Genomic DNA, 12,633 nt, shown 5'->3' with positions numbered 1-12,633 from the left:
GGCACCGGGCCTCAACGCAGCTTCATCGCTTCGCCACCTTCCTGCATGACCTTCCTGGCGCTGTCCAGGAAGCCCTTGGTGACTTCGGTCACCGTGTCGCTCATTAGCTTGGTCATGTCCGCGGCACTCTTGATTTTCAGCATCGCCGCCTGGCGCTCCTCGATGCCCATCTGAAGTTCGAACTGATTCGCCATCAACTGTCGTTGACGGGACTCCATGTCGCTCAGCAGCGTTTGCTCGGAGCTGGGTGCCGGCGGCGGGGTCGCCGTATCGGTTTCGGCGGATGGCCGTGGCTGCGGCGGCTGGGACCTGGCACGGGGCGCGCGGGTTTCCTCGCGGGTGCGGGTTCGACCGCGCTGATGCAACGTCGGGGGCGTCGAGGACGAACGCCCTCGTGCCTGCAAGCTCTGGCTGGTGCGGCGTTGCTGGGCTTCGAGGGGCTGCTGGCTCAACGTGGAAGCGTTGGACAACAGGCTGCTGTCGACCCCGTGCAGGGCGCCTGTGCGCCCGACAAGGCTTGGATCATGGGGCATGGGAAATTCTCCAGTGGGTTCCTCGGGGAGGATGGGCGGGCCATAGCGGCAAGCCGGCAGCGCCCGGACGAATCCGGCTCATCCCCTGAGTGGCCGCCACGGGTGCATCGGTTCCCTCGCCTGGCCTCAGCGCAGGTTCAACTCCGGAATCTCGATTACCTCGGCCTTGGCCTCGTCGTCCAGTTCCCGCAGCACCCGGTAGATGTGCGCCACTGCCTGGAGCGTCTCGCGGGGGATGAAACCGCCGACGTCCTCGCGGTAGATCGTGCGCGCCAGCCAGATGCACTGGATGACCGGGATCCGCGCCGCCTTGGCCCGCTCGATCAGCGCCCGGGCCTCGGCATCGACGCCCTTGACGATCAGTTGCGGCAGCGCCGTTTCCTCGGGCCGGTAGCGCAGCGCGACGGCAAAGTGAGTGGGGTTGACCACCAGCATGTCGGCGTCCTCCACCGGCTGGGTTTCCTTCTCGGCGGACTGCCCGGCCAACTGCCGGGCCAGGTTGCGGCGGTGCATCTTGACGTGCGGGTCGCCCTCCATTTCCTTGAATTCCTTGCGCACTTCTTCCTCGCTCATGCGCAAGCGCTTGGCAAAAAAGTACTTCTGCAGGCCGAAGTCGATGATCGCCAACACCAGCAACACCGCCAGGCACGTGTGCATGATGTGCCGGAACAGGCTGGCCAACCCGCGCCAGTAGGTTTGCAGGTCGCCGTTGACCAGGCTGACCAACGCCCCGAGCGCCGGCATCGTGACCAGGTACAGCACGGCCCCGATGAACACCGCCTTGACCAGCCCCATGAACAGGTTGATCAGCGCCTGCCCGGAAAACATCTGCTGGGCCTGGTTCAGCGGGTTCAGGCGGTTCGGGTCAGGCGCCAGGGCCTCGGGGGAGAACAGGAAGCCGAACTGTATCCAGCCGGCCACCAGCCGCGTGGCAATCGCCAGCCCCACGGTCATCAGGGTGAAGCTGAGCAACACGCTACCGGCATGGGCCAGGGTTTCCTCGAAGGCCCGCGTGAAATCGACGTCCAGCCGATGCAGCGGGAAGGCCGCCAGGTCTTGCAGCGTCTGCATGCTGTCATCGGCCAGCGTCAACGCCACCTCGGTGACCGCCGCGAGCACCAGCAGGCTGCTGAGGTCCTGGCTCTGGCCAACCTGGCCTTTGTTGCGGGCGTCGCGAATCTTCTTCGGTGTCGCGCTCTTGGTCTTTTCGCCACTGTCTTCACTCATCGGCGAGCCCCTCCCTCAAGGCGCCTGCAACAGCAGGTCTAGCAGGTGCCGGATTTCCCCATAACGGATGAGACGGCCGGTCATCGCGTCCCACAGCGTGGGCAGGTAGAACAGCAAGAAGCCCAGGCCGATCAGGCTCTTGGCCGGCATGGCGAGGATAAACACCTGCAGTTGCGGGCTGTACAGGCTCAGCAGCGCCAGGCTGAACTCCACCAGCAACAACAGGCCAATGAACGGCGCGGCGTAGAGCAGCATGTGCATGAACATCTCGGCGAGCAGCCCGAGGAACACCCCGAAACCATCCGCACCGGGCAACGGGAACCAGGTCGTGGGCGACCAGACCAGATAGCTGTCCCAGATCACCTGGGTCAAGGTGCCGATGCCCAGGGTGGCGACCAGCAACAGGATGATCATCTCCTTGAACAGGTGGCCCAGGGGCGTGGTATCGGTGCCTAGCGCCGGGTTCAACTGGCCGCCGATGAGCGCGCCGCGCTGGTTGTCCAGCAAGGCCCCCACCGATTCGTACAGCCAGAACGGCATCGCCAGCAACACCCCGAGCAAGAAGCCCAATATCAGCTCCTTGACCATCAAGCCGCCCAGGAACAGCCAGTTGACCTGAGCGTCGATCAGCGCCTGGCGGATACCGGGGGCCGGCAACATCGCCAAGGCGAAGACGATGGCATGGCGCGGCAGGCCGCGCAGGTGCTGGAAGCAGAACACCGGCACCAGGTAGGCGACCGGATAGATGCGCGCCATGCCAAGCGCCACCGACAGCAGCAGGTCGAAATAGGGCAGGAACGCCGAGGCCGCCATCAGGTATTGGCCATCATTTCAAAGGCCCGGCGCAGCAATCCCATCAGTTCTCCGCCCACCCAGCGCCCGGTCACCAGCAGGGTCAGCCCCACCGCCACCAGCTTGATGCCGAACGGCAGGGTCTGGTCCTGGATCTGCATCAAGGCCTGCACCAGCGAGGTCAGCACCCCCACCAGCACCGCCACGATCAACGGCGGCGCGGAGAGCAGGACCACCAGCAACATGCCTTCCTTGAACAGCGTCATCGCGTCCATCGCAGGTCCTCAGAGGTAGGAGTAGAAGAGGCTGTCCAGTAGCTGCGTCCAACCCTGGGCAAGCACGAAGACCAGCAACTTGAGCGGCAACGAAATGGTCATGGGCGCCACCATCTGCATGCCGAGCGCCAGCAGCAGGTTGGACACGATCAGGTCGATGACGATGAACGGGATGTAGATCAAAAAGCCCATCTGAAAGCCCGCCTCCAGTTCCGACAGCATGAACGCCGGGATCAGCAGCATCAGGTCATCGCGACTGGCCTGCTCGGCGCGCTCCTTGGGCCACATTCGCTGGGTGTTCTCCAACAGGTGGGTGAGGATGTCCGGGTTGGTGTTACGCGACATGAAGGCTTGCAGCGGCTTGATCGCGTTCAGGGCCGATCCCTGCAATGCCTCGGTGTTGCTGAAGTCCAGCGGCCGTTCTTTGAGCGCTTCGGCCACGTTGTGGCCCACCGGCGCCATGATGAACAGCGTCGCGGCCAGTGCAATGGCATACAGCGCCATGTTCGGCGGCACTTGCTGCACGCCGATGGCGTTACGGGTGATGGTCAGCACGATGGCGATCTTGAGGAACGCGCTACAGATGATCAGCAGCAGCGGCACCAGGGAAATGCCCCCGATGAACAGCGCCAGCAGGAAGGGGTCGACCCCCTGGAAGCTCATCCAGCCACATCCACGCGGACGATCTGCAAGCCCAGCCGGCCATCGACCTCCACCAACTCGCCATGGGCCACGGGCCGCTCGCCGTAGAACAAGGCCCCGGCCCCCGCCGCTACGCCTTGCACTTGCAGCACCGCGCCGGGCGCCAGGTTGCGCAGCTCGCCCAAGGTCAGGTTCAGGTGGCCGCAACGTACCGTGAGCGCCAGCGGCAGGTCGTCGAAACGTTCAAGGCGATCGACGGCCGCCTGTTGTGCCGCCGGTGCGTCCTCGGCTTCGGCGTCGGCCTGGGCCTGGGCCAAGGTCGCCGGGTCGAACGCCGCCGGGTCCTGTTCGTCGGCGGCGTAGCGGGCGGTGTCGTCCCATTCGGGCGTCAGGATGTCGGTGTCGGCGGTGCTGCTCATAGCGGTCTCCTCAAGCGCGAGTACGGTCAGGTGCAACGGTGCGGCGTGGCTGTGCACCTGCACATGTAGGCAATGCCGGCCCAGGCGAACCAGGCCTTGGCCGGATGAATCGAACCGGTGTGCCTCGGGTATCACCACGTCACCGGGACGCAGGGCGGCGAGCTGTCCGCTGGCCAGGGCCAGGTGCCCGACCAGCAGCGGCACGCGGAACACAAAGTGTTCGGTCCAGGGCACGGCCTGGTGCTGCCAGGGGGCCGCGTCGAGCAGGCCCAGCAAGGTCTGGCCGGGCACGTCCAGGTGGCTGACCACACGCGCGGCCCCCAACTGCACCTCGAGTCGACAGGCAATGCCGCTGACTCCGGTCGCGGCCAGTGGCTTGAGAAAACCGAAGGCGTGGCGCAAGGGCTCGCTCAGAAGCTGATGGAACAGGGACCAGAACCACTCGTCATCGGCCCCAGGCTCGGCGGGCAAGGCCACCGGGCACTCACCGAACAGGCTCAGCACCGGGCCGGGTTCGCCCAAGACAAACGTCCCATGGGCACACTCCAACACCGCGGGCGCGGTGCCCGTGGGACCGTTGCCCAGGCTCAGCGCCAGCCGCCCCGTTTCTCCCGCCACGTCGAACGGCAACTCGACGCCAGCCCCCAGCCGTTGGCGAGCAACGGCTTCCTCGGCGCTGACCGATGGCAGCGACAGTGCAAATGCGCTCATGTCAGTCGTCCTCCTCTACGCGTGCCACGTGCACGCTCACCGGTTGTCCCAGGCTCTGCGTCAAGGCGTCTTCGAGCTGGCCGCTTCGGCTCGACAGGCGCGCCTGCACCTCATCGCTTTCGCCACTCAGGCCGATGTCCCAGCCGGGACCACTGTCCAGCCGCCGCGCTAGCACCTTGATCCGTCCCAGGTGCGGCAGGTGCAGCAACAGGTCCAGTTGCAGGTCCTGGGTGGCGCGCAAGCGCGGCGTGAGCTGATCGACAAACGCCTCCACATCACTGCCGTCCAGGCCCACCAGGCCCGACAACGAGCCCGCCCCGGCAGTGTCCTGTTGCAAGCCGCCCTCTGGTGTCTCGACCCATTGGCGGAACCAGTAGCCGTCGCTGCGACCGATCATGGCTTCCGGGTCGCGATCGGTGCCGGGCGTGCAATCACGCAGCGTCGAGCGTGGCGCCCGACTCGCCTGGGCCGGTGGCGGTTCATACCCACGCAGCGGATGGCGAACCGGGGCGCTCGGCGGTTCGTGCAGAGGCACCGGTTCATGGCGTACGGGACGTTCATTCATCGCATGACTCCTGCGCCAGGCGCTCCATCAACGCCTTCAGCTTTTCCAGGTCGCGGCGGCGCCCGCGCAGGCGCTGCTGTGCCGCTTCCGTGTCCTGTGCCTGCTGGGCCCGGGCAGCGTCCAGCGCCTGCACGCCCTGGGCTTGCTCGGCCAGCTCGCCCATCAGGCGGCGTTCCTGGGTACTCCAGGCATTCAACTCGACCACGCTCAGCGCCCGCCCACGGTGTTCGTCGCACAGGGCCGCACGCTGCGCGGCCTGGCGTTCGCTGGCCGCCTGCCATTGCGCCCGCGCCGCCGCCACGCTGGCTTCGCGCTCACGCAGCAGGTCACGGGCCTGGCGCCACGCCCGCTCGGCCTGCGCCTCACGGTGACGACGCACCGGCGCCAGGGCATCCAGGTCAGCTTGGGACATAGGCGGTCAACTGGTGCAGGTGAGCCAGGGTCGAGGACATGGGCTCCGGCTCGCGCAGGTCCTGGCGCAAAAAACCGTCCAGGGCCCCGCGTGACTCCACGGCCAGGTCGGTCAGCGGGTCGGCGCCGGCCTGGTACTCACCCAGGCGCAGCATCAGTTCGATCTGATCGTAGGCCGACAACAACCGGCGCAGGTTGATGCCCGCCCGCAGGTGCTCCGCCTCGGCCACATTGGCCAGGGTCCGCGACAGGCTGGCCAGCACGTCGATGGCCGGGTAGTGCCCGCGCTCGGCCAGTTTTCGCGACAGGACAATGTGGCCGTCGAGCAACGAGCGCACTTCGTCGGCCACCGGATCGTTCATCGAGTCCTGCTCGATCAGCACGGTGTACAACGCGGTGATGGCGCCTTCTTGGGTCAACCCGGCCCGCTCGACCAGGCGCGGCAGCAGGCTGTAGACCGATGGCGGCAGGCCTCCGCGGCCCAGCGGCTCACCGGCGGCCAGGCCAATTTCACGCTGGGCCCGGGCAAACCGGGTCAGGGAATCGATCAACAGCAGGACGCGCCGGCCTTCGGCTCGAAAGCCCTCGGCCAGTGCCGTCGCCGTGAAAGCCGCGCGGGCGCGCTCCATGCTGGAACGGTCGGAAGTGGCGCACACCAGCACCGCGCGGGCCCGGAGTTCGTCGTCGAGTTCGTGATCGAGGAACTCGCGCAATTCGCGCCCACGTTCGCCAATCAGGCCGAACACGATGACGTCGCAATCGACGTTGCGGGCGATCTCTGCCAGCAACGTGGTCTTGCCGCAGCCGGCACCGGCGAACAACCCCACGCGCTGGCCTTCGCCGAGGGTCAGCGGCCCGTCGATGGCCCGTACGCCGGTGGTCAGGGCGTGCTGGATGCGGGGCCGGGCGGTGGGCGCAGGCGCTTCGCCAATCACCACCGACGCGTGCAGCACGGACGCATCGGCAAACGCACCGGCGCCACCGTCCACCAACGGCCGGCCAAACCCGTCCAGGACCTGGCCCAACAACTGCGGCCCCACGTGCACCCGGTGCGGCATGCCCAGGGGCTCCACCGTCGCCCCGACGCGCACGCCTTCCAGGCCGCCCAGGGCACTGAGCAAGGCGTCATGCTGGTCGAAGCCGACGATCTCGGCGAGCAGTGGCTCACGGGCATCGCGCTCGACCCGGCACAGATCGCCGATCTGCGCCTCGGGCAGCCGGCATTGCAACAGAATGCCGTTGACCCGTTGCACCCGCCCGCGCACCGCGACCGGCGCGAACCGCTGCAAGCGCGCTCGCTGGGCGCTTTCCCAGGCCTGCAGGCGTGCCGCCGCCGCGTGCGTCATCACCAGGTGACCTCGTAGCGTTGGTCACCTTCGAAGGTCACCTTGTCGTTGCCGATAGCGGTCAGGCGCAAGCCATCGATCTGGTCGCCGAGAAACAACCGGCGACCGTCGGACGTGACGACATGACCACGCTTGCCGCCCACGATCTGGGCGATCTGGAACGGCAACTGCGTCAGGTGCTCCTGCACGTTGGCGGTAATCGGAACCGGGGTTTCATAACGGTCGTTGAAACGCTCGACCAGGCGCTCGACAACCGCCAGGCGCTGGCGCGGCAGCTCGCCCACCAGCACCAGGCGATCGTCCCGGGACTCGACCTGAACCTGCGCCGCGAGGTCGCGCTCCTGCAACATGCGATCCAGCTCCAGGCGCACCGCCGCGACGTTGTCCAGCGTCACCTTGCTGCGCTTGAGCGACTGGGCCGGGCCGGGGGCCACGGGCTGCGCCGGTTGGCTGGTAAAGGCCCAGGCACTGGAGGCCACGGTGATCACGGCGGCAGCAATGGCCAGGCGCCTGGGCCACCAGGGCCGGGCCGCCGATTTCAGGTTGTCCGGGCTGCCTGCCGGCGTACTCTCCAACGTCGCCTCCTGGGGCCACGGTTGGTCGGCCGGGGCGAGGCACAGCCAGATGCCGGCGGCGACAAAAGGCGCGTTGACCGGCAACGGTTCCGTGGGCGTCCAGGGTTGTCCTTGGGCATCGCACACCACGCCATCCAGCAGCGCCAGCCGCCACTGTTCCTGCACTCGCTCAAGGCGCACGTGCCGGGCGCAGATGCCTGGATCGTAGAGGGCCAGGTCGGCGTCCTCCGCCGCCCCGACCACCCATTCATCGCCCACCAACGGCAAGGCCGCACCCCGGTGCAGACCACTCAATACCCGTAGCTCGAACATGGCCAACTCCTCAAGGGGCGACATCGCTCGCCCTCACCTGTTGTGGACGGGACACCCGCAGGCTCCCCTCCTCGTTATGTGCAATCCGTGCAATTGCCACGTGACGCCGCCGAAGCCGACGGCGGTCAGGCAGCATCCTCCACCCGCAGTTGTTCCTGCTCGAGGTCGAAGCGGCCCAACACGTTGACTTGGGCGTTGCTGTGCAACTCGCTGTAGGCGAGCACCGGCACGTGGTTGAACTCGTCGCGCAGCAGGTCGCGCAACGGTGCGCGCAGGTCCTGGGCCACCAACAGCACGGCCACGCGCTTGGCGCGCAGCGGGAAGCCTTCGCGCAACTGCAAGACCAGCGCCCGGGTGTGCCCGCTCTCCAGGGCAAAGAAGGTTTCGGTTTGCGTCTGGCGCAACGCCTCGCGCAACAGCGTTTCGGTTTCCGGCGTCAGCAGCCAGGCGTGCAGGCCCTCGGCGTCGCGGTACTGGTGATAGATCTGCGACTTCAGGGCGATGCGGGCGTAGTCGGTCAGGGCGCCGACGTCCCGTTCGTGTTGCCCGTGTTCGATCAACGACTCGGCGATCAGGCGCACCGCCCGCAGCGGCACCCCTTCGCCGGCCAGGCGTTGCAGCACCGCCGCGAAACGCGCAAGCGGCATGGTCCGCTGCAACTCCTGGACAAGCTCCGGCTGGCCCGCTTCGAGCCAGCTAAGGATCGACTTGCTTTCCTGCAGGCCAAGGAACTGCGGACCGGTGGCGAACATGGCGCGGCTCATCCGCTCCACCAGCAGCTCGGTGGCGGACACCGCCTCCACCCGCTCATCCGCCAGCAACGGGTCATCGGGCATCAACCACAGCCACTGCTGCTCGTCCCGCACCTCGCTGCCGACCTGCGCCTGGCGCGGTTCGAAAGGCAGGGGCCCGCGCGCCACGGCCACGCGCTCGCAGAAGGTGGCGCGCAACATCGGCACCTCATGCACGCAGAAGCGACATTCGTCGTCCTCCAGCAACGCGCTGTATTCGATTTCAAAGGGCGGCAACGTCAGGCCAAAGCCGGCCACCAGCCCATTGCGCTTCTTGCGGATCGTCTGGATGGCTTCTTCGGTGGCCGGGTGTCCCTGCATGGCCTTGGAAAACTGCAAGAGATAGGCGCGGGTCGGGTCGAAGCTGCGCAGGTCTTCTGCACCGTTCTGCTCGGGGGACAACGCCGTCGGTGCCTGATCGCCTTGCCGCGCCTGCCGTGCGCGGGCATACAACTGGACGATCCCGGCCGTGCCGGTGATCAGGGCGATGACGATGAACACCAGCGTCGGCATGCCGGGCAGCGCGGCGAAGCCCAGCATCCCCACCGACGCGATCACCCAGGCCTTGGGCTCGGCGGTCAACTGGCTGGCGATTTCCTTGCCGACGCTGCTCCCGGCCGGCTGTCCTTCCGGCGACACCCGGGTGATGATCATGCCGGCGGTGAGGGAAATCAGCAGTGCAGGAATTTGCGCGATGAGGCCATCACCGATGGTCAGCACCGAATACAGGTGCATCGACTCGGAGGCGCCCATGTCGTGCTGCATCATGCCCACCGAGAAACCACCGATGAGGTTGATCACGACAATCACCAGGCCGGCGATGGCATCGCCCTTGACGAACTTCATCGCCCCGTCCATCGCCCCGAACAATTGGCTTTCCTTGTTCAGTTCTTCGCGGCGGCGACGGGCTTCGTTGACATCGATCAGGTTGGCGCGCAGATCACTGTCGATGGACATCTGCTTGCCCGGCAGCGCATCCAGGGTGAAGCGCGCGGCCACCTCGGCGACACGCTCGGAGCCCTTGGTGATCACCAGGAAGTTCACCACCGTCAGGATCAGGAAGATCACCAGCCCGACGGCCAGGTTGCCGCCGACCACAAAGTTGCCGAACGCCTGGACGATATGCCCGGCATCGCCCTGGAGCAGGATCAGCCGAGTGGTCGCCACCGACAGCGCCAGCCGGAACAACGTGGTCAGCAGCAGCACCGCCGGGAACGAGGAAAAGGCCAACGGACGGGGCAGGTAGAGCGAGAGCACGATCAGCAGGCAGGAGATGCAGATGTTGACCGCGATCAGCGCATCGACCACCGAGGTCGGCAGCGGCAGGATCAGCATGAACACGATGCCCAGCACCACGAACGCGCCGGCTACCTCGATGCGCCGCACCGCTGCGCCGGCGACTTTGTTCAACAGGGCGATCATGCGTGCACTCCTATGATCGGTGCGGCGGTCTGCCCGCGAACCTCGCCACGGGAACGCTCATCCAGCAGCACCAACAGATTCTTCAATGCGCTCTGCCGACTCTTGCCGTCGCGCCAGAGCGCCAGCGGCAAACGCTTGAGCATCGAATACAAGCCGTTCAGCGAAACCAGTTGGTCGCGTTCCTCTTCACCGCCGAGCTCACGCCCAATGCGGCGCACTTCGGCCGCCGACAAGCCACTGGCCGCCACCCCGAGCATGCGCTGGAGCAACAGCACCGCGGTGAGCTGGCTGGCCGGGCAACTGCCGGCCAATTGCTCCAGCAACTGCCGGCAGCTGTGCAGCACGCTGCCGAGCTGGGTCGAAGCGGCCAGGCCGATCAGCAGCGCACGCAGCTTGGCGGTGGGGCTCGACGGGGTCTGCGCGGCGATGTCGTCCGCCAGGGCCCGGCGCATCATGTCCAGCCCCGACACGAACGCGGCTTCGCCAAACAGCCCGAGCAGCGCCTGCATCATGGTGGGCAGGGATTGCTTGAGCACCACGGTGTCGTAGTAGAGGCGGCGCACCGCCTGGCGCAGTTGCGGATCGCCGCCCGCCGCGCGCAACGCTTCGGCGATGTTCATGCCGGCCTGGATCTGCGCGCTGTATTGTTCGCGCAGCAATTGCAGGTAGTCGCGGGCCCGCTTGGCTTCGACCTGCCGGCCCTGGGACTCGGCCTCGCGCACCACTTGTTGCAGGATCAGGTCGGTACGGGCCGGATCCCCACCGGTGGCTTGCACCACGTCTTCGAGCACCGGCTCGCCGTAGAGCAGGGTCCCGGCCTGGGCCGCCATCGCACTCAGGCTCTGCTTGCCGGGATGACCGAGTTGGTCGTACCACTCTTCCAATCGCTCACGCGTCTCGACCCGCGTCTGGCCCACCTCGCTGCGCGCATTACGGATGCGCCGCTGGCTCAAGGCCTTGGTGTTGCGCTCCACGTGATGGCTGAAGGTCATGCCGACCTCCTCCATCGAATTGGACTGCACGGCCTGTTGCGTTTCGACAGGCTTGCCAACGCCCTCCAGCGCCGAAGCGGCTTGGGCGAGATTGACGGCAATGCGCATGTTTGTCGGTGCTTCTACTTTCATGATGACCATGAGCGTGGTTTCGGACGCTCAATGGGTGGCAGTGCTTCGCTGTTCGGTTCCATCCCTCACACAGGCTTTTTCCGATGCATTCGCAGGGTGGCACCAGCGTGCTTTTTCACCCGGCCATGCGGTGCAAATTATTGCAGTGGCGCTCGGGTCGGCTGTGCACGGCTCTGCACAGATAGAGCCTGAGCTCTAACAAAAAATTGTTACTTATCAATGTGATAAAGCAAAAAATTGGTTTGGCACAGGTCCTGCTGATAGGGGTTGTCGACATCCGATCGACGCTATGCACCTATTCAGAGGGATTCATCGATGAGCAGTCTGAACCTCGTGTCACCCCCGAAAACCTCCTCGCCAGGCATGACATTTGGCGAGGAGCGCAAACTGCGTCTGTTTGTACAAAAGCGTGTGCTCAACCAGGACGACGCCGACGACCTCATCCAACTCACGTACCTGGAAGCCTGGCGCAACCAGGAGAAATTCAAGGGGCTGGCCAAGCCCGACACCTGGCTGTGCGGAATCGCCCTGAACCTTATCCGTAACCATTTCCGCCGCTACTACGCGCAGCCGCCGCTGAGCACCTTCGATGAGAGCGAGTTCCACGAATCGAGTGACGACATCGACCTCAGCGAGCTGTGCGACAACCGCCGGCTGCTGGATCGCACGCTGTTGGCGATGGATGAGCTGCCCAAGGACATGCGCGAAACCTTGTGGACCGCCGTGGACACCGAGAGCAGCTACCGCGACGCCGCCGAACGCCTGGGCGTGCCCATCGGGACCGTGCGCTCGCGTTTGTTCCGTGCCCGCGAGCAACTCAAGCGCAGCGTTTATGGAGAAGCCCGATCATGACCACCAATCGCTTGAACAGCCGACTCGACCTGCCCCACGGCGTACGTCGCTACACGCCCGACGACCTGCCGGTGATGACCGATATCTTCAACGAAAGCGCTCTGGGGGGCACCAGTTCCCCCGTGCTCAGAGCGTTTTCCCTGAAGGAAATGACATTCTTCGTCGACTGCTTCGTCAAGGAGGGCGACCCGATCTACGTGCTGGAGCGCGGGGGCGAAGTCGTCGCCTGGCTGATCGTCAACCGCTTCAGTTGGGGCGCCCAGGCCTGCCGGTTGACCGGAGAGGTGTCGATCTACGTGCGCAACGACCATGTGGGCAGCGGCGTCGGCATTCGCCTTGGCCAAGCCGCCGTGGTGTTGGCCCGACGCTATGGCTTCGAGACGCTGGTGGCCTGGATCATCGAGCATAACGAGGCCAGCAAACGCGGCGTGCAAGGCCTGGGCGCGACGCAATGGGGGCGGTTTCCGGGCATTGCCCGGTTCGCCGACACGCGGGCCGACGTGGTCCTCTACGGGCTGCACCTGACGTCGGACGTTTCGCCCCCTGCCACCCCACACACCCGGCAGGCGAACGCGGTCCTGGCGTAACGTCACGGCTCGCCCAGCCGGGTTGTCGGGCGAGCCTCACCTGCCATTG

14 protein-coding genes are annotated in these 12,633 nt (G+C 66.1%); 2 read left to right on the top strand and 12 right to left on the bottom strand.

Translation table 11 applies throughout. The annotated features are described in order from the left end of the window. Positions 1 to 11: 11 nt before the first annotated feature. From AD664_RS27655 to AD664_RS13145, 12 genes are all read right to left on the bottom strand, one after another. Positions 12 to 533: a type III effector gene (locus AD664_RS27655; protein ID WP_172679724.1), complete on the bottom strand. Its 522-nt coding sequence runs from the start codon at positions 531 to 533 to the stop codon at positions 12 to 14. Between the two features lie 126 nt (positions 534 to 659). Beyond that, on the bottom strand, positions 660 to 1,760 hold the full coding sequence (sctU, locus tag AD664_RS13195; protein ID WP_047735829.1) for a type III secretion system export apparatus subunit SctU: 1,101 nt from the start codon (positions 1,758 to 1,760) through the stop codon (positions 660 to 662). A 15-nt stretch (positions 1,761 to 1,775) separates the two neighbouring features. Continuing rightward, entirely contained in the window at positions 1,776 to 2,573 is a 798-nt protein-coding gene (gene sctT, locus AD664_RS13190) for a type III secretion system export apparatus subunit SctT (RefSeq protein WP_042731018.1), read from the bottom strand. Next, entirely contained in the window at positions 2,573 to 2,827 is a 255-nt protein-coding gene (gene sctS / locus AD664_RS13185) for a type III secretion system export apparatus subunit SctS (RefSeq protein ID WP_042731017.1), read from the bottom strand. Before sctS ends, sctT begins: the two co-directional genes overlap by 1 nt. Positions 2,828 to 2,836: 9 nt before the next feature. Then, a complete protein-coding gene (sctR, locus tag AD664_RS13180) occupies positions 2,837 to 3,490 on the bottom strand; it encodes a type III secretion system export apparatus subunit SctR (protein WP_042731016.1) in 654 nt (217 codons plus the stop codon). After that, a complete protein-coding gene (locus tag AD664_RS13175; RefSeq protein WP_053147137.1) occupies positions 3,487 to 4,599 on the bottom strand; it encodes a FliM/FliN family flagellar motor switch protein in 1,113 nt (370 codons plus the stop codon). Before AD664_RS13175 ends, sctR begins: the two co-directional genes overlap by 4 nt. Before the next feature lies 1 nt (position 4,600). Continuing rightward, positions 4,601 to 5,164: a hypothetical protein gene (locus tag AD664_RS13170; RefSeq protein WP_053147135.1), complete on the bottom strand. Its 564-nt coding sequence runs from the start codon at positions 5,162 to 5,164 to the stop codon at positions 4,601 to 4,603. Beyond that, the gene (locus tag AD664_RS13165; RefSeq protein ID WP_047735826.1) at positions 5,157 to 5,576 is read right to left on the bottom strand and encodes a hypothetical protein; all 420 of its coding nucleotides are present in this window, start codon (positions 5,574 to 5,576) and stop codon (positions 5,157 to 5,159) included. The genes AD664_RS13170 and AD664_RS13165 overlap by 8 nt, the downstream gene beginning before the upstream one ends. After that, the gene (locus AD664_RS13160; RefSeq protein WP_053147133.1) at positions 5,563 to 6,921 is read right to left on the bottom strand and encodes a FliI/YscN family ATPase; all 1,359 of its coding nucleotides are present in this window, start codon (positions 6,919 to 6,921) and stop codon (positions 5,563 to 5,565) included. The genes AD664_RS13165 and AD664_RS13160 overlap by 14 nt, the downstream gene beginning before the upstream one ends. Continuing rightward, complete coding sequence (locus AD664_RS13155; protein WP_053147130.1) at positions 6,921 to 7,808, bottom strand: FHA domain-containing protein; 888 nt, start codon at positions 7,806 to 7,808, stop codon at positions 6,921 to 6,923. Before AD664_RS13155 ends, AD664_RS13160 begins: the two co-directional genes overlap by 1 nt. A 125-nt stretch (positions 7,809 to 7,933) precedes the next feature. After that, complete coding sequence (gene sctV / locus AD664_RS13150; protein WP_053147128.1) at positions 7,934 to 10,021, bottom strand: type III secretion system export apparatus subunit SctV; 2,088 nt, start codon at positions 10,019 to 10,021, stop codon at positions 7,934 to 7,936. After that, positions 10,018 to 11,121, bottom strand: coding sequence for a TyeA family type III secretion system gatekeeper subunit (locus AD664_RS13145; RefSeq protein ID WP_172679723.1), 1,104 nt, complete (start codon positions 11,119 to 11,121; stop codon positions 10,018 to 10,020). The genes sctV and AD664_RS13145 overlap by 4 nt, the downstream gene beginning before the upstream one ends. Before the next feature lie 339 nt (positions 11,122 to 11,460). On the opposite strand from AD664_RS13145, the gene AD664_RS13140 reads away from it, so the two are divergent. Together AD664_RS13140 and AD664_RS13135 are read left to right on the top strand one after the other, a co-directional pair. Next, the gene (locus AD664_RS13140; RefSeq protein ID WP_047735823.1) at positions 11,461 to 11,997 is read left to right on the top strand and encodes an RNA polymerase sigma factor; all 537 of its coding nucleotides are present in this window, start codon (positions 11,461 to 11,463) and stop codon (positions 11,995 to 11,997) included. Further along, entirely contained in the window at positions 11,994 to 12,584 is a 591-nt protein-coding gene (locus AD664_RS13135; RefSeq protein ID WP_053147126.1) for a GNAT family N-acetyltransferase, read from the top strand. The genes AD664_RS13140 and AD664_RS13135 overlap by 4 nt, the downstream gene beginning before the upstream one ends. The last annotated feature ends 49 nt before the right edge of the window (positions 12,585 to 12,633 follow it).

The organism is Pseudomonas sp. P97.38 (assembly GCF_001269745.1).
GTDB lineage: Bacteria > Pseudomonadota > Gammaproteobacteria > Pseudomonadales > Pseudomonadaceae > Aquipseudomonas > Aquipseudomonas chlororaphis_E.
The sequence above is the reverse complement of the archived record's forward strand: the minus strand, read 5'-3'. Positions and strand labels throughout refer to the sequence as shown.